The sequence below is a fragment of the Corallococcus exiguus genome, from assembly GCF_009909105.1.
Taxonomy (GTDB): domain Bacteria; phylum Myxococcota; class Myxococcia; order Myxococcales; family Myxococcaceae; genus Corallococcus; species Corallococcus exiguus.
The window spans coordinates 82623-105555 of sequence record NZ_JAAAPK010000007.1; the positions used below are offsets into that span (position 1 = coordinate 82623).

At 69.8% G+C, this 22933-nt stretch carries 24 protein-coding genes; 13 read left to right on the forward strand and 11 right to left on the reverse strand.

Features of this window, described 5'->3' with window-relative positions:
• Window positions 1–103: 103 nt before the first annotated feature.
• From GTZ93_RS24905 to GTZ93_RS24920, 4 genes are all read left to right on the forward strand, one after another.
• Entirely contained in the window at window positions 104–811 is a 708-nt protein-coding gene (locus tag GTZ93_RS24905) for a hypothetical protein (RefSeq protein ID WP_139918766.1), read from the forward strand.
• 115 nt (window positions 812–926) lie between these two features.
• A complete protein-coding gene (locus tag GTZ93_RS24910) occupies window positions 927–1136 on the forward strand; it encodes a hypothetical protein (protein WP_139918768.1) in 210 nt (69 codons plus the stop codon).
• A 97-nt stretch (window positions 1137–1233) separates the two neighbouring features.
• Entirely contained in the window at window positions 1234–1662 is a 429-nt protein-coding gene (locus GTZ93_RS24915) for a M12 family metallopeptidase (protein WP_139918770.1), read from the forward strand.
• A 265-nt stretch (window positions 1663–1927) separates the two neighbouring features.
• Window positions 1928–3637, forward strand: coding sequence for a M12 family metallopeptidase (locus GTZ93_RS24920; protein ID WP_139918771.1), 1710 nt, complete (start codon window positions 1928–1930; stop codon window positions 3635–3637).
• 50 nt (window positions 3638–3687) lie between these two features.
• Here GTZ93_RS24920 and GTZ93_RS24925 read toward each other — a convergent pair whose 3' ends face one another.
• Entirely contained in the window at window positions 3688–4623 is a 936-nt protein-coding gene (locus tag GTZ93_RS24925; protein ID WP_139918774.1) for an acyl-CoA dehydrogenase family protein, read from the reverse strand.
• A gap of 51 nt (window positions 4624–4674) precedes the next feature.
• The gene (locus GTZ93_RS24930; RefSeq protein WP_139918785.1) at window positions 4675–5331 is read right to left on the reverse strand and encodes an SET domain-containing protein; all 657 of its coding nucleotides are present in this window, start codon (window positions 5329–5331) and stop codon (window positions 4675–4677) included.
• Between the two features lie 103 nt (window positions 5332–5434).
• Here GTZ93_RS24930 and GTZ93_RS24935 point away from each other — a divergent pair, with 103 nt between their 5' ends.
• Entirely contained in the window at window positions 5435–5809 is a 375-nt protein-coding gene (locus GTZ93_RS24935) for a DUF423 domain-containing protein (RefSeq protein WP_120578386.1), read from the forward strand.
• Between the two features lie 3 nt (window positions 5810–5812).
• Here the strand turns inward: GTZ93_RS24935 and GTZ93_RS24940 are convergent, their stop codons facing one another.
• Together GTZ93_RS24940 and GTZ93_RS24945 are read right to left on the reverse strand one after the other, a co-directional pair.
• Window positions 5813–6121: a hypothetical protein gene (locus GTZ93_RS24940; protein WP_120578387.1), complete on the reverse strand. Its 309-nt coding sequence runs from the start codon at window positions 6119–6121 to the stop codon at window positions 5813–5815.
• Between the two features lie 71 nt (window positions 6122–6192).
• On the reverse strand, window positions 6193–7452 hold the full coding sequence (locus GTZ93_RS24945; RefSeq protein ID WP_139918775.1) for a glycosyltransferase 87 family protein: 1260 nt from the start codon (window positions 7450–7452) through the stop codon (window positions 6193–6195).
• Between the two features lie 141 nt (window positions 7453–7593).
• Between GTZ93_RS24945 and mug the strand changes: the two genes are divergently transcribed.
• Entirely contained in the window at window positions 7594–8148 is a 555-nt protein-coding gene (mug, locus tag GTZ93_RS24950) for a G/U mismatch-specific DNA glycosylase (RefSeq protein WP_276528798.1), read from the forward strand.
• Here mug and GTZ93_RS24955 read toward each other — a convergent pair whose 3' ends face one another.
• On the reverse strand, window positions 8149–8982 hold the full coding sequence (locus GTZ93_RS24955) for a 3'(2'),5'-bisphosphate nucleotidase CysQ family protein (RefSeq protein WP_139918777.1): 834 nt from the start codon (window positions 8980–8982) through the stop codon (window positions 8149–8151).
• Window positions 8983–9149: 167 nt separating this feature from the next.
• Here GTZ93_RS24955 and GTZ93_RS24960 point away from each other — a divergent pair, with 167 nt between their 5' ends.
• Window positions 9150–9653 carry a DUF3592 domain-containing protein gene (locus GTZ93_RS24960; RefSeq protein ID WP_139918779.1) on the forward strand — a complete coding sequence of 168 codons (504 nt, stop codon included), beginning with the start codon at window positions 9150–9152 and terminating at the stop codon, window positions 9651–9653.
• 113 nt (window positions 9654–9766) lie between these two features.
• Entirely contained in the window at window positions 9767–10255 is a 489-nt protein-coding gene (locus tag GTZ93_RS24965) for a GNAT family N-acetyltransferase (protein ID WP_120598083.1), read from the forward strand.
• Here the strand turns inward: GTZ93_RS24965 and GTZ93_RS24970 are convergent.
• From GTZ93_RS24970 to GTZ93_RS24980, 3 genes are all read right to left on the reverse strand, one after another.
• Complete coding sequence (locus tag GTZ93_RS24970) at window positions 10250–11407, reverse strand: hypothetical protein (protein WP_139918781.1); 1158 nt, start codon at window positions 11405–11407, stop codon at window positions 10250–10252. The genes GTZ93_RS24965 and GTZ93_RS24970 overlap by 6 nt on opposite strands.
• Before the next feature lie 162 nt (window positions 11408–11569).
• Entirely contained in the window at window positions 11570–13252 is a 1683-nt protein-coding gene (locus GTZ93_RS24975) for a glutamine--tRNA ligase/YqeY domain fusion protein (protein WP_139918783.1), read from the reverse strand.
• A gap of 59 nt (window positions 13253–13311) precedes the next feature.
• On the reverse strand, window positions 13312–14415 hold the full coding sequence (locus tag GTZ93_RS24980; RefSeq protein ID WP_261778840.1) for a glycosyltransferase: 1104 nt from the start codon (window positions 14413–14415) through the stop codon (window positions 13312–13314).
• Window positions 14416–14867: 452 nt separating this feature from the next.
• On the opposite strand from GTZ93_RS24980, the gene GTZ93_RS24985 reads away from it, so the two are divergent.
• On the forward strand, window positions 14868–15767 hold the full coding sequence (locus tag GTZ93_RS24985) for an alpha/beta hydrolase (RefSeq protein WP_139921657.1): 900 nt from the start codon (window positions 14868–14870) through the stop codon (window positions 15765–15767).
• On the opposite strand, the gene GTZ93_RS24990 is transcribed toward GTZ93_RS24985, so the two are convergent.
• A complete protein-coding gene (locus tag GTZ93_RS24990; protein ID WP_139921659.1) occupies window positions 15754–16566 on the reverse strand; it encodes an arginyltransferase in 813 nt (270 codons plus the stop codon). The two genes, GTZ93_RS24985 and GTZ93_RS24990, sit on opposite strands and share 14 nt — an antisense overlap.
• A gap of 177 nt (window positions 16567–16743) precedes the next feature.
• Between GTZ93_RS24990 and GTZ93_RS24995 the strand changes: the two genes are divergently transcribed.
• The 3 genes from GTZ93_RS24995 (at window position 16744) to GTZ93_RS25005 (ending at window position 19497) form a co-directional block, all read left to right on the forward strand.
• Window positions 16744–16914 (forward strand): hypothetical protein, encoded by a 171-nt coding sequence (locus GTZ93_RS24995; RefSeq protein WP_158624551.1) that lies wholly within the window; start codon window positions 16744–16746, stop codon window positions 16912–16914.
• A 262-nt stretch (window positions 16915–17176) separates the two neighbouring features.
• Window positions 17177–18037, forward strand: a complete 861-nt coding sequence (locus GTZ93_RS25000) for a glycosyltransferase (protein WP_139921661.1) — start codon at window positions 17177–17179, stop codon at window positions 18035–18037.
• Between the two features lie 14 nt (window positions 18038–18051).
• Window positions 18052–19497: a type III PLP-dependent enzyme domain-containing protein gene (locus GTZ93_RS25005; protein WP_139921662.1), complete on the forward strand. Its 1446-nt coding sequence runs from the start codon at window positions 18052–18054 to the stop codon at window positions 19495–19497.
• 8 nt (window positions 19498–19505) lie between these two features.
• Here GTZ93_RS25005 and GTZ93_RS25010 read toward each other — a convergent pair whose 3' ends face one another.
• Both GTZ93_RS25010 and GTZ93_RS25015 read right to left on the reverse strand, forming a co-directional pair.
• Window positions 19506–20825 carry a carboxylate--amine ligase gene (locus GTZ93_RS25010; protein WP_180946148.1) on the reverse strand — a complete coding sequence of 440 codons (1320 nt, stop codon included), beginning with the start codon at window positions 20823–20825 and terminating at the stop codon, window positions 19506–19508.
• 303 nt (window positions 20826–21128) lie between these two features.
• On the reverse strand, window positions 21129–21947 hold the full coding sequence (locus GTZ93_RS25015; RefSeq protein ID WP_139921671.1) for a methyltransferase domain-containing protein: 819 nt from the start codon (window positions 21945–21947) through the stop codon (window positions 21129–21131).
• A gap of 287 nt (window positions 21948–22234) precedes the next feature.
• On the opposite strand from GTZ93_RS25015, the gene GTZ93_RS25020 reads away from it, so the two are divergent.
• On the forward strand, window positions 22235–22843 hold the full coding sequence (locus GTZ93_RS25020) for a hypothetical protein (RefSeq protein ID WP_139921664.1): 609 nt from the start codon (window positions 22235–22237) through the stop codon (window positions 22841–22843).
• The last annotated feature ends 90 nt before the right edge of the window (window positions 22844–22933 follow it).

Below are 22933 nucleotides of genomic sequence, written 5' to 3' on the forward strand. Positions count from 1 at the left end.
GACGTAGGCGGAACGCACGTGCTGGGGAGGCTCCAGCAAGGCAACTCCCCTGCCCTCCCTGCGATAATCCGGTACTCCGAAGTCCAGGGTAGAAGGCACCTCCATGACCGAGATCCGCAACCGTCCCGCCGCTCCCTCCGTCGCTCCGGCCCGCACGCAGGCGCCGGCCGCGCAGCCTGCCCGGACCAACCAGGCCACCGCGGCGTCTCGCGCGGACGTGCTCAACCGCGCGGAGCTGGCGCGGACCCGCGCGACGATGGCGCCGGTGCAGGCGACGCCGGGTTCCTGGCGCGGCGGTCCCAACACGGAGGTGGGTCGCGCCATCCAGACCATGCGTCAGCGCATGTCCGACGTGAACATCACCATCAAGGGTGACACGCCGCAGAGCCTGTTTGACCGGGCCATCCTGGACAACAAGCACATCACCAACGAGCAGATCCTGGAGATGTCCCGGGTGACGCTGCCCCAGCTGGCCACCGACCCGGCGACTCGCGCGAAGGTGCTGGAGCGCGTGCCCAACGCGCGCGAGCTGCCCGTGCACCACTTCACCGTGGCCATGATGTCCGCGGTGACGGGCATCGACCGGGCGGCGCTGTCCGAAGCCTGTCCGGACCTGGGCCTCACGGGCGCGCCGAACACGCCGCTGCTCTACGCCGCCAGCGGCGAGCGCATGCAGCGCTCCACCGCGCTGCACGACTTCACGGACTACATGCGCGGCGCGGGCGTGAAGGGCGTGAACAAGGCCGTCTGGGGCGTGGAGAACCGCATCCTGTCCGCCCTCGTCTCCGCGGTGGGCGGCGGGCGGTACTGACACAGCATCCGGGAACTCCCGGGTCGGGGAATGGCTGACGTGCCGGGCTTGAGCTGGCGTTCCAGGCTCACGTCCAGACACACTCCATTCCCCATCCCTGGTGAAGGAGTTCCCGTTGAAGCAAGTGTTTGCGAAGTCCGTTGGACTGCTCGCGTTCGCGCTGGCCGGCTGCGATTCAGACAGGCCGGCGCTGACCGAAGCAGCTCCGGTCGTCACGACGTCCGCGAAGCAAGAGCTGTACGTGGCCACGGACGCCCTCTGGCCCGCGCCCCACACGGTCCCCGTGTGTTGGGAGGACGTGGGGAACGAGGTGGAAAAGCAGTGAGCCCAAGAGGCCTGGGAGGACAGCTGGGGCGCGGTGTCCAACATCGTGGCCAAATGGCCAATGCGACCTCGACGGCCTCTTCACCCGGAAGCGCTGCGTGCGCTCGACGGTCATCCACGAACTGGGCCATGCGCTCGGCTTCGCGCATGAGGAACTCCGGGGTGACAAGCCTCCGGCGGTCACCTGCAATACCCAGGGGCACAATGGCAATACGACGGTGGGTCCCTGGGACAGGGACTCCGTCATGAACTCCTGCAATCCGGTCTGCAACGGCGACGGCGAGCTGCGCGACTGGGACCGGGTCGGGGTTCAGCAGTCCTACAGAGCGCGCGTGCTTCCTGGCGCGCGTGAGTCCTTCCAGCGGATGCGCATCAACGGCGATGCCATGGACGACCTCATCGCCCGCAGCGCCGATGGGAGCTTCGACGTCTGGCGTTCCAATGGCTGGAACCTGGCCTACTACTCGACGTTCCCCACGCCGTTCACGGACGCGAACGGCTGGAACGCCGGCAATCGCTTCTACTAGTCACATCCACCGGGACCGCCGGTGACGTGGAAGCGCCACCGGGCGCCCGCGGGCCTCTGTCCTCGCCCGCGCCGCGTTCGTGGCCTGGCGGTCCCAACACGGTCCTGCCCCCCCAGGCTGGGCCGGCTCGCCTCCGGGTATCTCCTTCCCAGAATTGGGAATGTTCCCGGAATCGGGAATGCGCAGACATGAAATGGATTGAGCTGGATTTTCAGGCTCAATTCCAGACACACTCCATCCCCACCCCGTGGTGAAGGAGTTCCCGTTGAAGCAAGTATTTGCGAAGTCCGTGGGTCTGCTCGCGTTCGCGTTGGCCGGCTGCGATTCCGGAACGGAGGTGTCCCCTGGGTCGCCCCCGGAGGCAGCGCCGGTCATCAAGACCTCCGCGAAGCAGGAGCTGTATGTAGCCACCGACGCCATCTGGCCCGCGCCCAACACGATCCCCGTGTGCTGGGAGGACGCGGGGAACGATGTGGAAAAGCAGTGGGCCCGTGAAGCGTGGGAGGACAGCTGGGGCGCGGTGTCCAACGTCGTCCTGACCGGATGGACCCGCTGCAACTCCTCGAACAACCAGGGCCTCCGGATGGAGTTCCAGGATGAAGGCGCGTACGTGGAGGAGCTGGGGTTCGGCCTCCATGGCATGGAACGCGGCGTCCACTTCAACACTTGGCAGAGCAATGGCTGCGATGACGACTTCACGCGGAAACGCTGCGTGCGCTCAACGGTCATCCACGAACTGGGCCATGCGCTCGGCTTCGCGCATGAGCAGAACCGGGATGACAGGCCTTCGTCGGCCACCTGCGATACCCAAGGCTCGGAGGGCGACACGACGGTGGGGCCCTGGGATTGGGACTCCGTCATGAACTACTGCAATCCGATCCGCAACGGCGACGGAGAGCTGAGCTACTGGGACCAGGTCGGGGTCCAGCAGTACTACGGCGCGCGCGAGCTTTCTGGCGCGCGTGAGTCCTTCCAGCGGATGCGCATCAACGGCGACGCCATGGACGACCTCCTCGCCCGCCGCGCCGACGGGACCTTCGACATCTGGCTTTCCAATGGTATCGCGCTGGTCTACGCGGGCGCCTTCCCCACCGGGTACACCGACGCCTCGGGCTGGAACGAGGGCAACCGGTTCCTGGTGGCTGATGTCACCGGCGATGGCAAGAGTGACCTGCTGGCACGCAACGCCTTTGGCGGCTTCGACACCTGGGTGTCCACCGGCACGACGTTCACCTATGCGGGCACCACCAGCACCGCCTTCACGGACGCCAACGGCTGGAACGAGGGGCACCGCTTCTTCGTCATCGACGTGACAGGAGATGGGAAGGATGACGTGCTGGCCCGTTACGCCAACGGGGCCTTCGATGTGTGGGCCTCCAACGGGCTGACGCTGGCCTACAGCGCCGCGTTCACCACGTCCTTCACGGATGCCAACGGCTGGAACGAGGGCAACCGCTTCTTCGTCATGGACATCGACGGCGCCATCTCTCCGACGACAGCGCGTCGCTCGAAGGAACTGCTGGCCCGCGACACAACCGGCCACTTCGCGGTGTGGCGCTCCAATGGCTCGGTGCTCGTCTATTCCAACACGTTCTTCACGCCGCTCCACAACTCGCGCGGCTGGGGTGAGGGACATCGCTTCATCGTGATGGACGTCAACGGCGACCATCGCGACGACCTGGTGGCGCGACGCTCCGATGGAGACCTGACGTTCGTGCGCTCGAACGGACTAAGCCTCTTCGAGTACCCAAACCGCTTCGAGACGCCCTTCCGGACGGGCGCGGGCTGGAAGTTCGGCCACCGCTACTTCCCCATGGACCTCAATGGAGACGGCCTTGACGACCTCGTGGTGCGAGACCCGTCGGGGGCCTTCACCGTGTGGCGTTCCAATGGCTGGAGCGTGGACCCATACTCGGTCTTCACCACGCCGTTCACGGACGCAAGCGGCTGGAACGAGGGCAACCGCTTCTATTAGGCGTCACGTTCCGTGAGGTGCTGGACCGGGGCGCCCCCGAGCGCCCCGGTTCAGTCCTCGCCCGCGCCGCCGGCCAGCCGCTGGCGCGCGACCTCCAGCCGCTTCGCGCGCACCTTGGACGCCAGGTCGAGCAGGCGCCGGTCGCGCTGCCACCGCTCGCGCATCTCCACGTCCACGCCCTCCCAGGCCACCTCGCAGCGCTCCAGCGCGCGGTGCAGCTGCGCGAGCGCGCCGCCCAGCGCCACGTGCACGGCCGGGTCGCTGGGGTCCTCCAGGGCAATCGCGTGGATCATCACCGCGATGGCGACCAGCTCCTCGCGCAGCGCCACCGGCCAGCCGCAGCGGCGGGCCACCTTCACCAGCCAGCCCAGCACCGCCAGGTTGACGTGGCAGTCCTCCACCGTGCGGAACGGCTTGAGATAGCGGGTGTAGCCATCCCCGGGCAGCACGTCCTCTGGCGCCACCTCCACGCCGTCCAACCGCAGCGCCGCGTGCGGAACCTCCGGCACGAAGCCCAGCGGCGGCAGCGGCTCCACGGTCACTCCGGGCGTGCTCGCGTCCAGCCGCACCATGCGCAGGCGGTTGCGCTCCTGGGCATCGCGGCCCTCGGAGGCGACCACCAGCAGCACCTCCGCGTGCGTGCCCAGCGTGACGTAGGTCTTCACGCCATCCAGCGTCCAGCCCGCGCCCTTCGGCGTGAGCTTCGTTTCGATGGCGCTCGGATGCCCGCCGCCCGTCTCCGTGGCGCAGAGCGCGGCGCGGCGGTCCGCCGGGAGCTGGGGGAAGAGCGAGCGCAGCGCCGCCTGGTAGCCGGAGGAGAACGCGAACCCCATCCGGTCCATCCGGAAACCGCTGGCGAGCGCCAGGTCCGCGGGCACCTGGAAGCGCGGCAGCACCGCGAGGTGCCGTCGCCACCAGGCGTCCACGGAGTCGAGCGACGGGAAGTCAGGGGCCTCGGTGAGCAGGAAGCGCAGGACGTCTTTCACGCTTCCACTCTAATGCCCGGCTCAGGAGCGCGCGCGCTTCCGTTTGAGGCTTCAGCTCGCGGCGCGGCGGCCGCGGCCCGGAGACTTCGCGCGCTGGGTGCCCCGCTTCTTCTTCGCGGCGGCCGGCGGCGCGGCCTTCGACTTCTTGGCGGCCTTGGACTTGGAGGTCGACTTGGACTTCGACGCGGCCTTGGACTTGGACTTCGACGCGGCCTTCTTGCGCCGCGCGGGGGCCTTCTTCTCCGGGGCGAGGATGGTGCCCCGGCAGGAGGGAGTGCCACAGCGGCAGACGTAGAGCGACTCGGCGTCGGCTTCCATCTCCGGGGAGCGCTCGTACGCGTAGTCGTACGACAGCTCCTCCCCCGGTTCGATGGCACGCAGCGCGTAGATGTGGATGCGGCCCTTGTCGATGAGCGACTGGCAGTTGGGCTCGCACGAGTGGTTGATGTAGCGCGACTCGTTGTGGAGGGTCCCCGCGTCCAACACCGTGTCGTCGTCCAGGTTGAAGAGGAACGTGTGGTGGCGCTCCATCGACTCGTCGTCGTAGCGGGCATCCGCCTCGGCCTGGGTGATGCGCTCACCGATGTACTCGATGATGCGCGCGCCCTTGCGGATGCGGCGGGTGGCGAAGGCGCCCGTGCCCTGGATGGGGGACTGGCGCAGCTCGAAGGGAATCGACGGGGTCGGCTGGAAGGAAGGGGAAGTCATCATCGGGGATGGGCGCGGCTGGGGCGGGTGCGTGTTCAACCAGGACGCTGCCGTGAGGCGCGGTGTAGCGTGCCGCAGTCAAGCGCGCGAAGAAAGGCACTCGATGATGCGGTGGTGGATCGTGGTGGGCGCGGTGAACGCTTTCCTGTCCGTGGCGGCGGGTGCCTTCGGGGCACATGCGCTGAAGGCCCGGCTCGCGCAGGACCTGCAGGTCATCTTCGAAACCGGGGCGCGCTACCACATGTACCACGCGCTCGCGCTGGTGGCGGTGGGGCTCCTGGGCACGGTGCGACCCTCCGCGCTCCTGGAGTCCGCGGGCTGGGCGATGCTCGCGGGCATCGTCCTGTTCTCCGGCAGCCTGTACGCGCTGGCCCTGTCCGGCGTGCGAGTGCTGGGCGCCATCACGCCGCTGGGCGGACTGGCCTTCCTCGCCGGCTGGGCGCTCTTCGCCGTGGCCGCGTGGCGCACCTCGCCGTGAACGTCACTCCCTCAGCAGGGGCGGCAGCGGGTAGATGAGGTCCAGGTCGCTGTGGTTGCGCAGGCCACAGGCCTCGCGCTGCACGGTGAGGTTCCAGCGCAGCCGCTCCGCTTCCTTCCAGAGCGCGCGGTACGCCGCGTAGCGCTCCATGCGCGACAGGCCATGCAGGGCGCGTAGCTCCTTCTCCGCCTGGGCCACCAGGGCGAGGGCGCCCTCCAGCTTGTCGCCGGAGCGGCGCAACCCGGAGGCGCGCTCGCGCTGGAACTCCACCTCGATGGGCAGCATGGCGTTGACGTTCACCGGACGGGCCATGCCTTCCCTGTAACCACGAGCGCCCGGCTTCGCAGCGGTGCTCCGGTCCACGGAGAGCAGGCAACCGGGCTTCAGGGGGGCGGTGTCGGCACGGGTGCGTCCTTCGCATCCGGAAGCGCCGCGACGCCAGGGCGTCCCCACCGCCAGGCCTCGCGGGCCCAGGCGAGCCCCGCGTAGAGCACCATCGCGTTACGAGTAAGGAGCAGCAGCGTGAATGACGGCTGCCAGCCCGTCTTGTAGGTGCTGCCCGCGAAGAGCCCGCGCGTGATGGCGGCGGCCACCAGCAGCACGGCGGACGGCGCCACTGTTCCGGAGAGCAACGCGAGCGCGGCGGGCCCGGTGAGCCAGATGAGGTACTGCGGGCTCAGCACCGGGTTGAGGATGACGAAGGCCACGAGCGGCACCAGCGTCAGCCGGGCCAGGTCCTCGATGTGCACCGGAGGCCTGCGCCACGCGGCGCGCACGGACAGCGCCACGGACAGCAGCAGGCCCGCGATCCACACCTGGCGGGTGACAGCGCGAACCATTTCGGCGTCCGCGCCGTGCAGTTCGTAGGCGGCGGGAGCGTGGACCCACTGGACGTGGGCGAAGCCCATCAGGTGCGCGGCCCAGAGCAGGCCCGCGCTGAAGGCCTCCACCTGGAGCCCCCGCTCGACGTGGAAGGCCGCGAACCGCCACCACGGCCACACGAAGCTCAGAGGAAAGAGCGGCAGCACGCCCGCGATGAGGCCGGTGAGCAGGGCCCGCGTCGGCTTCGAGCCCCGGCGCCAGCACACGGCCAGGGCCAGTGGCACGAGCACGGCCGGGTACAGCTTGGTGACGGTGCCCACCGCGAGCAACGCGCCCGCCTGGCCTTCGCGCCGGCGCATCAGGGCCACCAACGCGGCCAGCGCGAGCGCGGCGGGGATGAGGTCGTAGCGCTTGAGGTAGTGCACGCTCTGGAGCCAGCTGACGACGGAGTACGCCGCGAACGGAACCCACGCGCGCCAGGCCGTGCCCCACCGGCGCACGCCCTCGGACAGCAGCAGCCACTTGATGAACGCGTCGATGAGCGTGAGCTGGAGACCGAACGCGAGGATGAAGCCACGCAGGTCGCCACCTGCCCACGTCGCGGGCACGAACCACAGGAGCGCGTAGGGCGGGTATTCGAAGCGGAAGTCGCGGTTGGGGACCGCGCCATCCAGGAACGCGCGGGCCGTCCGGAAGTACAGCGGCAGGTCGCCCTCGCGAGGAGAGAACGCATAGAGCGCCAACGGCAACACGGCCACCGCGAGCGCGAGCCAGTGCCTGTGCGTCAGCCGCGAGGGCTCGGACGATGTCGATGCGGACACGAGGTGTCACTCTGCCCCCGAGGACCGGGCGCTGTCGCTGGGAAAGGCATCCGTCCCCTTCCCCGCCCGGACCGCGTCCAGGCGCATGGACGTGCGAGGCGGCACCCGACCCGCTAGGTTCCGCCCTGGATTGCCCACTCCATGAAGCTCCACCGCCCCACGAAGGACGAGCTGTTCGCCGCCACCGGCCGCTCCATGCCGGACCTGCTGGCACCGGACCTGCGGGTGCTCTTCTGCGGCATCAACCCCAGCCTCTACTCCGCGGTGGTGGGTGTGCACTTCGCGCGGCCGGGCAACCGCTTCTGGCCATCACTACACGCGGCGGGCTTCACCCCGCGCCTCCTGAAGCCGGCGGAACAGGCGGAGCTGCTGGTGCTGGGCCTGGGCATCACCAACGTGGTGGACCGGGCCACGGCGAGCGCGGACCAGCTGGGCGCGGAGGACTACGCGGAAGGCGCGAAGTCGCTGGCGCGCAAGGTGAAACGCTACCGTCCGAAGTACCTCGCGGTGCTGGGGCTGGGCGCGTACCGCACCGCCTTCTCGCGGCCGAAGGCGAAGTTCGGACCGCAGGAGGAGACGCTGGGCGACACGCGGCTGTGGGTGCTGCCCAATCCCAGCGGGCTCAACGCCAGCTACCAGCTTCCGGACCTCGCGCGGCTGTACGGCGAGCTGTGCCGCGCGGTCCAGACGCGCTGACTACTTCAGCAGGCCGGCCTCGCGGGCCACCTGTGCAGCCACGGGCAGCACCTTGTCGAAGGCAGCGGCGTTGCACGCGAGCAGGCCCCGGCGGTTCTGGAGCTCGGAGCCGTCGTACAGGTACGCGTCGCCCGCCAGGTCCGTGAGCACGCCGCCCGCGGAGCGGATGACGGCCTCCGGCGCGCAGTTGTCCCAGCGGTAGCTCTTGTCGCTCACGTGCACGTAGAGGTCGCAGTGGGCCTCCGCCAGGAGGCCGCACTTGAGCCCCACCGAGCCGGACTCCCGCTCCTTCGTGATGCCCAGCCGCTGCACCACCGCGTCCGTCGTCTTCGAGCGGTGCGAGCGCGACACCACGAGCCGCAGCTGCGCCGGGTCCGCCACGTCCGACACGCGCAGCGCGCGGCGGCCCTGCGGGTCCTCCACGTAGCCCTGCTCGCCCACGACGCCGGAGTACAGGACGTCCCCCACCGCGCGGTAGACGACGCCCAGCGCCGCCCGGCCCTCCACGGCGAGGCCGATGTGGATGGCGAACTCGCCGTTGCGGTTCACGAACTCCTGCGTGCCGTCGAGCGGATCCACGAACCAGCAGCGGCTGAAGCGCTTGGCGTCGGAGACATCCTCCTTCTCCTCCGCCACCACGCCGTCGCTCGGGAAGGCCTTGCGCAGCTCTCCCACGATGAAGGCGTTGGCGCGCTCGTCCGCCACCGTGACGGGCCCGGCGCCTCCGGCCTTGTCCGTGACGGAGAAGTCCGTGGCGTAGACCTGCAGGAGGATGTCACCAGCCTGGCGGGCGATGCGCCGGGCCACTTCAAGCTCTTGGGCGAGTGCGGACATGGAGTCCCGTGAGTCTACCGGGGCGAATTGCCCCCGTGGGGAAATCTGCCCCGCCTCACGGCGCCCTCCCTCAGGGGTAGCGGCCCTGGCCCGGGGACTGCACTTCCGAGGCGGATTCGCCTTCCTCGCCCGGGCAGCGCGGCGGGAGGCAAGCAAGGACTCGTACGATGATGAAGTGGCTGATGGGGCTGGCCCTGCTGGGCATCGGCGTGGCGCTGGCGTTCGCGGGCGGCCGGATGGTGTACCGCTCGAAGGTGAGCAAGGACTGGCCCACCGTGCAGGGCACCGTGGTGAGCTCCCGCGTGGAGACGCTGCGCAGCAAGCGCGCGGTGAGCTTCCGCCCGGACGTGAGCTACCGCTACGAGGTGAACGGCGTCCCGTACACCTCCGACACGGTGGCCTTCGACGGCCACGGCGCGGGTGGGCTCGCGGACGCGCAGGCGGTGTCGCGCCACTACGCGGCCGGCGCCCCGGTGACGCTGCACTACGAGCCGGAGGACCCGTCCGTGGCGTGCCTCCAGTGCGGAGACACGGGCCTCGTGAACTACCTGCTGGCGCTGGGAGGCGCGGTGTTCGCCCTCGTGGCCGGCTGGGGCCTGGTGGAGATGGCCCGCTCCACCCTGCGCGAGGGCAAGCGCGCCGTCCCCCAGATGCGCGCGAAGGCCCGTTAGGCGACGCCGGGCCCCCTTCCGCGTGGGCGGCTGAGCACTTTTCGCCAGAAGGCTTCGACAGACGCGGCCCTCGATGCGCAACCTGGAGCGGACACCCGCTTCCTGGAGAACGCATGCCCGTCACCATCCGCCCCGCGAAGGACCTGGACGCACCCGCGCTGGGCCGCATGGGCGCGGCGCTCGCGCGCCAGCACCACGGCTTCGACCCGCAGCGCTTCATGGTCCCGGACGACGTGGAGTCCGGCTACCGCTGGTGGCTGGGCAAGGAGGCGCGCCGTCCGCAGGAGGCCGTGGTGCTCGTGGCCGAGCTGGACGGCGAAGTGGTCGGCTACTGCTACGGCCGGCTGGAGGGCGTGGACTGGAACATGCTCCTCGACAAGTGCGGCGCTCTGCACGACATCTGGGTGGAGGCGAAGGCGCGCGGCACCGGCACCGGCCGGCTGCTCGCGGAGGCCATGGTGCAGCGGCTCACGGAGATGGGCGCGCCGCGCGTGGTGCTCCACACCGCCGCGAAGAACGAAGCCGCGCAACGCCTGTTCGCGCGGCTGGGCTGGCGTCCCACCATGGTGGAGATGACCCGCGAGACGCCGCCCCGCTCATAACCTTCCGGTAGGCATCCGGCCCTGCTGGAAGGCCTCCACCTGCGCGGGCGTGAAGGGCGGCTGGTAGAGGACACGGTCCTGCTGGCGCGAGCGGAACAGGTCCACGATGAGGTTCATCCGGTCCTTCACCGAGCCCCAGTCCCGCGCCGCGCTGCCCGCCGTGTCGTCCGGCGTCCGGTCCAGCTGCTTCAGCAGGGCGCACAGCTCCGGGTGCTCCAGCCGCATCAGGTCCTGAGGGAAGTCCGCCGCGGCGGAAAGCGCCGGGATGTCCTCGCCCAGCCGCAGCGTCCGGTCCGGCAGCTCCATGGTCATCAACTCGCGCGTCATCAGCTCGCGCCAGCAGCGCTCCAGCCGGTCCGCCAGCGGCGTGAAGAGGGCGACCCGCCACGGATCCGGCATCCCGTGCCCCCGCGCCCGCAGCAGCTCCCGCAGGTGGTCCAGGAACAGCTCCTTCAGCGGAGAACCCAGCGCCCCGATGATGGGCTCCTGCAGGCGCACCTGCTCGTGGTAGCCCACCAGCGCGTTGGCCAGGAGCACGCGCTCCGCCCGGTCCTTGGTGCGCGTGAGGCTCAGGGCCTCGTGGTACGCGCGCACCGCGCGGATGAGCAGGTCCTGCCCCCCGGACTCCAGCGGCCCCGGCTTCAGCACGGCCACCACTCGCTCCAGCGCGGCGGGGCTCGTCGCCTGAGGACCGGTGAAGTGCTCCAGCATCGCCGTGTAGAGCGGTCCCAGCTCCTGGAACACCAGCAGGTTGCCTTGCGCGATGTGCTTCGCCACCGCGCTCGTCACCGGATCCATGGCCCGCGACAGCACGGTGGCCACGCCCGACGGCAGGCCCCAGGAACCCAGGAGCCGGGCCTGCGTCACGCCCAGCCCGCGCATCACTCCTTCCGCGCGGTGGAGCATGTCCCGCTCCATCACGGACACCATCTCCTTGCGGATGAAGGTCCCCGCCGTCTTCGACGCCCAGGTGGAGAAGCCGCACCACGACTGATCCACCTCCCCCAGCACGCCCGCGAAGCACACCTTCAGCACGTGGTACGTGTGCGTGATGTGGAGGTTGCGCAGGGGCGCGTTCTGCATGCGGCCAATGGCCTCCACCTCGGCGTGCGTCGGCGGAGGAAAGGGGCGCGGCAACGGTTGGAGCATCATGGTGGGACGAGCTCCGGCGAAAAGGGCGGAAGTGCCCCCCTCCAGCATGAAGCACCCGCCCCACGGCCCTCCATCACCCACCAGGGAGGGAGGGAAACGACGAAGCCCCAGGTGCTTCCACCCGGGGCTCCGTGATGATTCAGCGGCGTGGAAAGGAGCGCCCTACTTCTTCTGCTCCTTCACCCACGAGTCCTTGAGCGTCACCGTGCGGTTGAACACGGGCGCGCCCGGCTTGGAGTCCACCGCGTCCGCGCAGAAGTAGCCCAGGCGCTCGAACTGGAAGCGGTCGCCCGGCTTCGCGTCCGCGAGCATCGGCTCCACGCGCGCGCCGGTGAGGGTCTCCAGGCTGTTCGGGTTGAGGAACTCCTTGAAGTCCTTCGTCTCGTCCTTGTCCGGCGCCTCCACCGAGAAGAGCCGGTCGAACAGCCGCACCTGCGCCACGGGCGCGTTGCCCGGCACCCAGTGCAGCGTGCCCTTCACCTTGCGGCCATCCGGCGAGTCGCCACCGCGCGTGGCCGGGTCATACGTGCAGCGCAGCTCCGTGATGTTGCCCGCCGCGTCCTTGATGACCTTCTCGCACTTGATGAAGTACGCGGAGCGCAGGCGCACCTCCTTGCCCGGCGCCAGGCGGAAGAAGCCCTTCTCCGGCACCTCCTGGAAGTCGTCCGCCTCGATGTAGAGCTCGCGCATGAACGGCACCTTGCGCGTGCCCATGTCCTCGCGCTTCGGGTGGTTCGCCGTCTCCAGCTCCTCCGTCTGGCCCTCCGGGTAGTTCTCCAGCACCACCTTGAGCGGACGCAGGACGGCCATGGCGCGCGGCGCCGCCTCGTTGAGGTCGTCCCGGATGGACAGCTCCAGCACGCCCATGTCGATGAGGCTGTCGGACTTGCTCACGCCGATGCGCTTCGCGAAGTCGCGCAGCGACGCGGGCGTGTAGCCCCGGCGACGCAGGCCGCTGATGGTCAGCATGCGCGGATCATCCCAGCCGGAGACGCGCTTCTCCTGCACCATCTGGAGCAGCTTGCGCTTGCTCATCACCGCGTAGGTGAGGTTCAGCCGCGCGAACTCGTACTGGTTGGGCCGGTCGCCTTTGATCAGCGCGTCGACGATCCAGTCATACAGCACGCGGCGGTTCTCGAACTCCAGCGTACAGACGGAGTGCGTGATGCCCTCGATGGCGTCCGACAGACAGTGCGCGAAGTCGTAGAGCGGGTAGATGCACCACGTGTCGCCCGTGCGGTGGTGGTGCGCGTGCCGGATGCGGTAGATGGGCGGGTCGCGCAGCACGGGGTTCGACGACGTCATGTCGATCTTGGCGCGCAGCGTGTGCTTGCCGTCCGGGAACTCGCCCGCCTTCATCCGGCGGAACAGGTCCAGGTTCTCCTCCACCGTGCGCGTGCGGTACGGGCTGTCCTTGCCCGGCGTGGTGAAGTTGCCGCGGTACTGGGAGATCTCCTCCGGCGACAGGCTGCACACGTAGGCCTGGCCCTGCGAAATCAGCTGCTCCGCGAAGGCGTAGAGCCGGTCGAAGTAGTCGGACGCGAAGAAGCGCCGGTCGTCCCAGTCGAACCCGAGCCAGCGCACGTCGCGCTGGATGGACTCCACGTAGTCCGTGTCCTCGGTGAGGGGGTTGGTGTCATCGAGGCGCAGGTTGCACTTGCCGCCATACTGCTGCGCCAGCCCGAAGTTCAGCACGATGGCTTTGGCGTGGCCGATGTGGAGGTAGCCGTTGGGCTCGGGCGGGAAGCGGGTGTGCACGCGTCCGCCGTGCTTTCCCGTCCGCCGGTCCTCCTCAACGACTTCCTGGAGGAAGTTGAGGCCCTGCGTCTCGTTCGTCGTCGTCATGATGGGGCGAATCCTCTGGGAAGCAGAACCAGGGGAGCAAGGTTTTCCTGCCCCCCGCGTCAGACCTCCGCCAGCAGCGACTCCCAGGCATTGAGCGCCCGTTCAGCGGACAACTCGTCCGCCCGGTCCAGGGCCCGCTGGCGCAGCCCGTCCCGCCACTTCGCGTCCGACACCACCCGCCCCAGGGCATGGGCCATGGCCGCGTCGTCCCCCATGGGCACCAGCACCCCCGCCCGCCCCCCGTCCAGGGCCTCCGAGGGGCCCGAGGGGCAGTCCGTGCTGACGATGGGGCAGCCCAGCGCGAGCGCCTCCAGCAGCACCATGGGCAGGCCCTCGAAGCGCGAGGACAGGGCGAACGCCGTGGCCCGCCGCATCAGCGCGTGCGGGTTGTCCGCGTAGCCAGGCATGAACACGGAGTCCCCCACGCCCAGTTCCGCGACCAGCGCCTTGAGCTCCGCCTCCAGCGAGCCCACTCCCAGGATGAGCAGGTTCGTGTCCGTCCCGGCCGCCTTCATCCGGGCGTGCGCGCGGATGAGCATGTCGAAGGACTTCTGGGGCTCCAGCCGTCCCACCGCGATGACCACCGGCTTCTTGAACACCGGCACCGCCCACGCGGGCAGGGGAGCGTCCGCCGCGGCACGGATGCGGGCCGCGTCGACGAAGTTGGGGATGACCTCCATCCGCTCGCGGTCCACGTTCACCAGCTCCGCGAACGCCTTCGCGGAGTCGTAGCCACACGCCACGATGCGGTCCATGCCCGGGTAGAGCACCTTCAAACCCCAGAGCTGACGCTTCGGCTGCTCGCGGTGGAAGGCGCCCCAGTCGAAGTGCACCATCCCCAACACCGGCTTGCCCAGGAGGGCTCCCGCCATCCGCGCCAGCAGGGCCGCCCTGCCCTCCTGCCCGGAGACGATGATGTCCGCCTTGCGCGCTTCCTGGAAAAGCCGCCAGAGCATCCGCGGCAGCTCCCAGCGCCGGTAGGCCTCCACGCCCACGCCCCAGGAGATGGGCACGTCCGCGGGGATGCGTCCACGCGTGTCCGGCGGCGGCGGCCCATGGTGGAAGAACAGCGAGGGATCGAACCGCTCCCGGTCCAGACCCGCCAACACGTTGCACACGGAGCGCTCGATGCCCCCCGTCCCCATGAAGACGAGCGTGAACAAGACGCGCCGCCGCCCAGGGGCCGGGACCGCCATCTCTTGCCGCGCCTGCAGTTCCAATGTCTGGGATTCCCGGTAAGAAACGATTTTCTGACCTCCTGCCCGGCGAACGCGAGTCCGGCGAGCCCACCCCTGGAGCTGAGGGTTGATCATTAGCCCACGCACCTTGCGATAGGTAGCGAAGGTCATCCGGCGCCGCCACCCAGGAGACAGTTGAACGCCGTTCGTCCGGTGGATCTCCCGGGGGCGCCCACGCCATTTCGTGACAGCGGCCATCACCGGCCCGCTGATACATCGTTGAAACACCCGGAGGGCGTCCTGCCGGGCGAGTTCCACCATTGACGCGTCAAGAGGCGCCGGACGCGTCAAGGGACGGGGTTCACCGCTTGGGGACTCAACGAGCCCGGGGGCCTGCCAGGAACGGGATTCCGGGTATAGGCTCACAATTCATCCTCGTGAAAAAACCCATCCACCTCCAACCCGCCCGTTTCATCGCGCTCGCCCTCGTGGGCGTGCTCGCGGTGGCGGCCGTCATCGCGTACCGCAGCGTCCGCACCGCACACGCGGTATTGCACCCCGCGCGCCAACCGTTGAAGCCTGTGGCGGAGGGCGCGCTCGCGGAGCGCACGGACGTGGTGTTGCACACGCGGGATGGCCTGACGCTGCGGGGCTGGTACGTGCCGTCGCGCAACCACGCGGCGGTGGTGGTGATGCACGGCTTCGCGGAGAACCGCACGCAGATGCTCTTCGAGGCGGAGGTGCTCTCACGCGCGGGCTACGGCGTGTTGCTCTTCGACTCGCGCGGCCACGGCGAGAGCGAGGGCGACCTGGTGACCTGGGGCGACCACGAGCGCCAGGACCTGCGCGCGGCGGTGGACTTCGTCTCGCACCGCGACGACGTGGATCCATCCCGCCTGGGCGTGCTGGGCTTCTCCATGGGCGGCACCACCGCGATGCTGGAGGCCCTCGATGACGAGCGCCTCAAGGCGGTGGCCGCCGCGGGCGCCTACCCGTCGCTGGAGGCGGACACGCGCTACAGCTACGGCAAGTGGGGGCCGCTGAGCGTCCAGCCGGTGCTCTGGACCCTGCGCCTGTCCGGCGTGGACGTGGACGCGGTGGACCCCATGAAGCGCCTGTGTGATTTGAAGGGCCGGCCGCTGCTGCTGATCAACGGCGACGTCGACGAGTACGCGCCTGCGTTCCTCCAGGACGCGCTCTTCCAGGCCGCGTGCGAACCCAAGTCCTACTGGGTGGTGCCCGGCGCGCACCACGGCGAGTACGCGAAGAAGGCCCCGGAGGAGTACGCGAACCGCCTGCGCGGCTTCTTCGACGCGGCGCTGCTCAGCGGTTCCTGAGCACCGCCTCCGGGCCCACCAGCTCCGGCGCGGGCGCGTCCGCCGCGGCTTCTTGCGCGTCAGCCGCGGCACGCCACTCGGGGGGCGCGTCCAGCGCGGGGCGGCCTTCCAGCAGCTCATGCGGGCGGAAGCCGGCCTTGTAGCGCAGCGAATCGCACGCCAGCACGCGGTAGCCCAGATACACGTAGGGGATGCCCCGCTCGCGCGCCAGCTCCACCTGGAACAGCACGCTCGCCTTGCCCAGGGACAGCCGCCCGTAGGCCGGGTCGTAGAAGAAGTACACCGCGCTCCATGCGTGCGGTGTCTCGTCGCACAGGCCCAGGCCCACCAGCTTCGGGCCCGCGGGGTCGCTGTCGTCGTACCAGGCCACCTCGCGCGCGGACGGGTGCGGGAAGGCGAACTGGAACGAGTACTCGCGCGCCCCCAGCTCGGACGACTCCCAGTCGCGGGATGACTCACGGTCCGCGTGCCACGCGCGGTACAGCGCCAGGCGCTCCTCGTCCACGCGCGGCGGGCCCACCTCCACGCGCAGGTGCGCGCACGCGGCGCGGGCCCGGCGCTGGCTGCGGTTGGGCGTGAAGCCCGCCACCGGCACGCGCAGGGACACGCACTCGTGACACGACGCGCAGGCGGGCCGGAAGTACTGCGGACCAAAGCGGCGCCATCCGCGCACCAGCAGGTGCTCGTACTCCTGCGCCGTCACGTTGCGCATCAGCAGCGTCTCCAGGGACGCCTCCCGCTCCGGCAGATAGCTGCACGGGCGCGGATTTTCGATTTCGTGTGCCAGCAGGACGGCCATCGGTGTTCCCTTCCTGTCGGCCCCAGGCTCCGGCGTCAAGCCATGCCTGCCCGTCCGGCGACCCACCTTTCGTCGGAAACGACCCGTCCGCGTGGGCCGTTTCGTATCCAGGAAGTGGCACAACGGCTGCAAGTCCCGGCTGGAGCCGTTACCGCTTGCGGAAGAGGATGAACGCACATGGCCCGCGAGGAACTGCATCCCGGATGGCTGCCGCTGGACCCCGAGGAGGCCGACGGCCCCCTCTCGGGCGACGCCTTCTTCGAGGAGGACGACGCCTTCCACTCCGCCCCCGGAGCCGACGCCATGGACGACCTGGACGCCTTCGATTTCGCCGTCGCCAGCTACTGAAAATCCCGTGGCCAGCGAGCCAGGGTGTGGCAGCCTTGTCGCGATCCGACTGTCATTTTGTCCGGTCCGCCCCCTGAAGGGGCCGTAGAAACTTCCGAGAAATCGCGAGACGGCCTCCCGCGTTCGCTTCCCCGGACAGCAGGCGGGTAGCGCCGGACACAGGGTCCGAGGCGCAATGCCCCCGGGTGGCGGAATGCCCCACGCGCGGAGGGGCCCGGCTCGCTTCTCAGTCGTGGGGGGCCACCGGTATAAACCGGGGCCTATGTCATCAGTCGACGTCTCAGTGGTGATGCCCACGTACAAGCGCGAGAAGGACGTGGTGGAGGCCATCCACTCCGCGCTGCGTCAAGAAGGCGTCCAGGTGGAGGTCATCGTCCTGGATGACTCCGCGGAGGGCACGGCCCGGGACGCGGTGCAGGGCATTGGCGATGCCCGCGTGCGCTACTTCAAGCAGGAGGTGCCATCCAAGGGGCGCCCCGCGCTGGTGCGCAACCACGGCGCCACGCTGGCCAGGGGCCGCTACCTGCACTTCCTGGATGACGACGACATGCTCGCCGACGGGGCGCTCAAGTCGATGGTGTCGGCGCTGGACGCGCGGCCGGACGCGGGCGTGGCGGTGGGCTGGGTGGTGCCCTTCAGCGAGGACCCCGAGTGGCTGGAGGACAAGAGCACCTACTTCGAGCGCGTGGCGCAGGTGGGGGCCACCACGCCCAACAGCGCGTGGACGGTGGCGCACATCCTGTTCCTGGGCACGCTGTACGTGAACTCCGCGTGCATGGTGCGCCGCGAGTACTTCCAGCCCCTGGGCGGGTTCGATCCGAACATCCCCGTCTACGAGGACGTGGACTTCTACATGCGCGGCATCCGCCGCTACGGCCACGTCTACGTGAACCGGCCCATCCTCAACTATCGGGTGGGCAAGCCGTCGCTGATGAACGACCTGGGCAAGACGGGCGCGAAGGTGGAGAAGTCCGTGGCGGAGTCCAACGCCATCATCCACAATAAGTACCGGCGCGAGCACGGCGAGCTGGAGTACCGGCTGCTGCAGCTGGCCACGCGCGCGCTGAAGGACCGCTTCGGCCTCACGCGCTTCCTCCCCCTCAAGCTGCCTGGCGTTTCCTGAAAGGGCCCCACACCGTGAGCCTGCGTCGTCGTCTCGTTGGAACCGCCAAGCGCCAGTTGAAGCAGACCCTGGGGCCCGTCGTGCAGCGCGCGATGGCCCCCGCCCGCGCCTTCCTCCCGCCGGAGACGTGGGGCCTGGAGTCGCGCGCCGGCCAGGGCCTCTTCCTGGAGGGCGTGTCGCTGTCCCAGCTGGCCACTGAGTACGGCTCGCCTCTGCACGTGGTGCACATGGCGGCGCTGCACCGCAACGCGGACGCGTTCCAGGCGGTGCCCCCGGGCGCGGCGGCCGGCTGCGAGGTGTACTACTCGTACAAGACCAACCCGGTGCCGGGCGTGCTGTCCGCGCTGCACGCGCGCGGCGTGGGCGCGGAAGTGATTTCCGCCTATGAGCTGTGGCTCGCGCTCAAGCTGGGCGTGGCGCCGGAGCGCATCGTCTACAACGGCCCGGTGAAGTCGGAAGCGTCCATCCGCGAGTCCGTCACCCGGGGCATCGGCCTCCTGGCCGCGAACCACCGCGAGGAGCTGGACGTCTTCTCACGCCACGCGGCGGAGCTGGGCAAGCGCCCGCGCGTGGCCGTGCGGGTGACGACGATGTCGGGCTGGAACTCGCAGTTCGGCACGCCCATCGTGGGAGGCCAGGCGCTGGCGGCGTACCGGCAGGCGATGTCTTACGGCAACCTGGACGTGGTGGGCCTGCACGCGCACCGGGGCGAGCTCATCCGCACGGAAGCGGAGCTGGAGGGCTTCGTCGGCGCTGTGCTGGACTTCGCGGACGAGCTGCACCGCGAGCTGGGGTTGGAGCTGGAGGTGCTGGACCTGGGCGGCAGCCTCTGCACGCCGACGGTGGAGCACATCGAGCAGCGGGATTGGCGGCTCAACCTCACCTTCCAGCGCGACCTGCCCGCGCCGGACTTCGCGGCGGCGCTCTCCATCGAGCGGTACGTGGCGAAGGTGGTGTCCCAGGTGGAGGCGCACTACGCGAAGCAGGGCCGCAAGCGCCCGCGCATCTTCCTGGAGCCGGGCCGCGCGATGACGGGCAACACGCAGTTGCTCCTGGGCCGGGTGCACGCGCTCAAGGACGGCGGCGAGCGGACGTGGGCGGCGCTCGACATGGGCATCAACCACGCCGAATGCGTGCGCAACGAGTACCACCAGCTCTTCCACGTCGAGCAGCCGGCCGCGCCCGCGCACCGGGCGTACACGGTGGTGGGCCCCGTCTGCACCCCGGCGGACACGCTGTACCACGCGGTGCGGCTGCCGGAGCTGAAGGTGGGCGACACGCTGGCCATCATGGACGCGGGCGCGTACTTCGTGCCCTTCGGCACGTCCTTCTCCTTCCCGCAGCCGGGCATCGTGGGCGTGGAGGGCGGGAAGGTGCGGCGCCTGCGCCGGGCGGAGACGCACGAGGACCTGATCACCTTCGATGATCCGGTCCCCGCTGCCCCTCGCTCCGCGGGCTGACGGCCCTTTCAGCGGTTGAAGACCATCATCCGCAGGAAGGCGCGGGGGTGGCGCGCGGCCCCATAGGAGATGGTGGCCAGCTCCACCGCCGCGGGCATCATGTCGTCCCGGTCGATGAGCGGATCCACCGCCGTCGCCTTGTGGGTGTTGAACCACTGCCGCCACTGCCGGGCCTCGTCGGCCGGCAGCGCGCCGGACAGCCGCTGGAGGTTGAGCAGCATCTCCAGCGCGATGCGGTTGCAGAACACCGCGTCCTCGTGCGCGGCGCTGGCGTCGCGCGCGTCCTCCACCGCGCGCTTGAGCGCGTCCCGGTCTCCGGTGGCCGCGTGGTACGCGAGCAGCGGCAGGGGCAGCCCCCGCGCGATGTCAAAGCCCATCTGCCCGTAGAAGCGCGGGTTGAAGTCGATGAGGAGGTACGAGTCCTTCGTCTGGATGAACTCCACCTCGAAGACGCCGTGGTAGCCCAGCTTCTTGCACAGCCGGGTGAGGCCCGCGACCAGGTCCGGGCGCAGCGGCGAGGACTCGAAGCAGACGCCCACGCCCAGGCGGCGCGGACGCTGGAGGACCTTCATCGCGGCGCGGGCCTCGAAGAGCTCGCCGGACTCATCCACGAAGCCGGAGAGGCTGTAGATGCCCTCGGCGGCCTCCGGGTGGAACTCCTGCACCATGGGGTTCACCACGGCCGGGTCGAACTTCACGAGCATGGACGCGTAGGTGTCTCGCGCGAACTCGCGGTACTCGCGCGCCAGGTCGTCCGGAGAGGCCACCGGCTGGCCCTTGCGGTGCGTGGCGTGGAGGATCTGCGTGGTGGGCTTGAGCAGCACCGGGAAGTTCGCCTCACGGCGCACCTGCTCCAGGTCCGCTTCCGACTGGGGGAACCAGGTGCGCGGCAGGTTCAGGCCCACCTCCGTGCCCACTTCGTAGAGGCGGCGCTTGTTGAGCAGCCCGTACACCGCGTCCACGCCCGGGTCGTAGAGGTGGAAGAGGTCCTCCAGCTTGGAGCGGTGCGCGGAGATGAGCCACGCCAGCTCGTCGCTCGTCGGGTAGAGCACGTGCTTGACGGGCTCGCGCAGGCCGAAGTCCACCAGCCACTGCAGGAAGGCCTCCGGCTGGGACTCCGGCGGGCACTGCACGCGGCGGCTGACGAAGCGCGAGTAGCTGGCCGGCCCCAACCGGCCGGTGTCCGCCACCGTCACGTCCACGCCGTGGCGGCCCAGACAGCGGGCGGCGGCCAGGGTGCCGTAGAAGTTGGCGGAGAACAGCAACGCGGGGGGCCGGGTCGCGATGGCGGCCGCGGGGGCCTCATCGGAGTAGGCGGCCTCTTCCATCTCATGCTCCAATTTCACGGGGTCGCCCTCGCGGCGCGGGCGCGCGGAGGAACGACGGGATTGGCGGTGGGGACGCTGCGCGTGACGACCCCGCCCGAGCTCGGAGGTCGACGGGCCGGCGGCGGACGAGGTGCTTGCCATCAGCCCCGCGGCGAGAAGCGTCAGAAGGTGCCTGTTCATGTCGAGCCGTCTGCCTCTGGCGAGTCGGGGGGACGCCGGAAGCTCAATTCCCGACAGAATACCTTTTCCGGTGGCGCTTGGGACCGGCCCCCGCACGATTGCACCTCCAAGGAGCAACCGGGCTCACGCCGGAGTGCCGCCGGGCGGGCTCCAGCGCAGACAGCCCCGGGTCAGGAGCCACGCGTCGGTGGCGACCCCAGGGGTCATGCTCGCGAGGCGCACGACGGACTCGGCGAAGGCGTCCGCGGGCGCGGTGTGGCCTTCCGCGCGCGCGGCCTTCCAAGCCGCCTCCCATGCCTGGAAGAAGGCGTGCATGGGGTCGCCAGGGCGGACGCGGCGGCGCAGGTCGCGGGGCAGCCAGTCGCGCAGGAGCAGCGGCGCGAAGCCCCGGGAGAAGTCGGTGTGGAAGAGGAGGCCCTCTCGCGTGGGGGCTTCCGCGTCCGGCGTCCGCCGCAGCAGGTGGGCCACCAGCACCGCGCCGTCCGTGTCGGAAGAGCCCTCCACGAGCAGCCCGCCGGGCACCAGGTGCCGCGACATCGCGCGGTGGGCCTCCGGGATGCGCTCCGGCGGGCCCTGGCGCAGGAGGTTCATGGCGCGCACCAGGCGGGCGGGTTCGTCCGGTGACAGCGGGAGCGCGAAGCCGCCCTCGCGGAAGTGGGTGCGCGCATCCGCGTGGTTTCTCGCGGCGTCCGTGGCGCGCTCGGGGTCCAGCTCCACGCCCACCACGGACAGCTCCGGGTTCAGCGCGCGGAAGGCGGTGGCGCTCTCCAGCGTGGTCCACGGGTGTTCACCGAAGCCCACGTCCACGAAGACGGCGCGGGCCCAGGGGCCGTCGTCACGCGTGAGCAACGGGGCCTCGAACTGGCAGAGGTACGCGTCCAGTGCGCGCAGACGCCCACGCGTGGTCCTCCCCCGGGTGCGGGTGTCCAGCTCCTGAGCCATGGGCACGACATGGGCGCTCCGGGCCGGGGACGTCAAGGGTTCCCCTCCGGCTGTAGCGCGGGAAGTCATTGCCGGGCGCTCGCCGTAACACGGCATGTCACAACTCCTGTCACAAGCCTTGTTACATCCGGAGGCTTTCCCTCTGGAGCCGGGTGGAACGCGGCCGTGAGAGGGATTGGCACCACTGCTGCACAGGGGAGCCGCCGGTGCCGAGGTCCCGTGGCATCCGCGACCGCAGTCCCCTCCTGGAGATTGGTTCCCCGTCCCCCATGATCACTTCCAGCTTCATGCGCTCCTCCCTCGTTGCCGCCCTCCTCCTCTCCGGCTCCGCCTTCGCGGGCGAGTCCAAGTACGCGTCGGCCGCCGCGGCCGCCTGCACCGAGCTCAAGAGCGAGCTGTCGCGTAGCGCGAAGGAGCAGGGCCTCGCGATCGACGAGGCGGAGATCGGCACCCACACGTCGGAGCAGGCCACCGTCGTGGCGACGAGCATCGCGGGCTTCGACAAGGTCCCCGCCGCGGAGTACGCGAAGGGCGTGGACGCGGCCTTCGTCTACATCGACTCCGAGGAGGCGGGCATCCCCGCGGGCAACTACCGCGTGAGCATCCGCGCCAACCCGGAAGACATCAAGGTGGGCAAGTACAAGGCCATCGCCAGCCTCATCGACAAGGACGGCAAGGAGGTCGCGCAGCGCGCGACGGTCATCGAGACCTTCCCCTCGGCGGTGAAGTCCGCGCGTTACGGCTCGCCGATGAGCGTGGGCATCCAGCAGCACACCATCAACGACTGGAACCTCACGCGCTTCCGCAAGACGATCATCGTCGTCATCGTGCACTCGTGGGGCGTCACGGTCATCGACCTGTTCGGCACGGACTACAGCAGCTACTACGGCTTCTAGTTCCGCGTTCCGCCGCCGGGAGCCTCGTGGGTTCCCGGCGGTGCGATTTTCGTCCCGCCCGCGGCGCACCTAGAGTGCGGGGCCTGTGAG

Excerpts from the sequence above, each read along its gene's own strand:
- GTZ93_RS24905 (WP_139918766.1), top strand. The coding sequence starts at position 104 with ATGACCGAGATCCGCAACCGTCCCGCCGCTCCCTCCGTCGCTCCGGCC.
- GTZ93_RS24930 (WP_139918785.1), bottom strand. The coding sequence starts at position 5,331 with ATGACTTCCCCTTCCTTCCAGCCGACCCCGTCGATTCCCTTCGAGCTG.
- GTZ93_RS24935 (WP_120578386.1), top strand. The coding sequence starts at position 5,435 with ATGATGCGGTGGTGGATCGTGGTGGGCGCGGTGAACGCTTTCCTGTCC.
- GTZ93_RS24940 (WP_120578387.1), bottom strand. The coding sequence starts at position 6,121 with ATGGCCCGTCCGGTGAACGTCAACGCCATGCTGCCCATCGAGGTGGAG.
- mug (WP_276528798.1), top strand. The coding sequence starts at position 7,594 with ATGAAGCTCCACCGCCCCACGAAGGACGAGCTGTTCGCCGCCACCGGC.
- GTZ93_RS24955 (WP_139918777.1), bottom strand. The coding sequence starts at position 8,982 with ATGTCCGCACTCGCCCAAGAGCTTGAAGTGGCCCGGCGCATCGCCCGC.
- GTZ93_RS24960 (WP_139918779.1), top strand. The coding sequence starts at position 9,150 with ATGATGAAGTGGCTGATGGGGCTGGCCCTGCTGGGCATCGGCGTGGCG.
- GTZ93_RS24965 (WP_120598083.1), top strand. The coding sequence starts at position 9,767 with ATGCCCGTCACCATCCGCCCCGCGAAGGACCTGGACGCACCCGCGCTG.
- GTZ93_RS24970 (WP_139918781.1), bottom strand. The coding sequence starts at position 11,407 with ATGATGCTCCAACCGTTGCCGCGCCCCTTTCCTCCGCCGACGCACGCC.
- GTZ93_RS24975 (WP_139918783.1), bottom strand. The coding sequence starts at position 13,252 with ATGACGACGACGAACGAGACGCAGGGCCTCAACTTCCTCCAGGAAGTC.
- GTZ93_RS24990 (WP_139921659.1), bottom strand. The coding sequence starts at position 16,566 with ATGGCCGTCCTGCTGGCACACGAAATCGAAAATCCGCGCCCGTGCAGC.
- GTZ93_RS24995 (WP_158624551.1), top strand. The coding sequence starts at position 16,744 with ATGGCCCGCGAGGAACTGCATCCCGGATGGCTGCCGCTGGACCCCGAG.
- GTZ93_RS25000 (WP_139921661.1), top strand. The coding sequence starts at position 17,177 with ATGTCATCAGTCGACGTCTCAGTGGTGATGCCCACGTACAAGCGCGAG.
- GTZ93_RS25010 (WP_180946148.1), bottom strand. The coding sequence starts at position 20,825 with ATGGAAGAGGCCGCCTACTCCGATGAGGCCCCCGCGGCCGCCATCGCG.
- GTZ93_RS25015 (WP_139921671.1), bottom strand. The coding sequence starts at position 21,947 with ATGGCTCAGGAGCTGGACACCCGCACCCGGGGGAGGACCACGCGTGGG.
- GTZ93_RS25020 (WP_139921664.1), top strand. The coding sequence starts at position 22,235 with ATGCGCTCCTCCCTCGTTGCCGCCCTCCTCCTCTCCGGCTCCGCCTTC.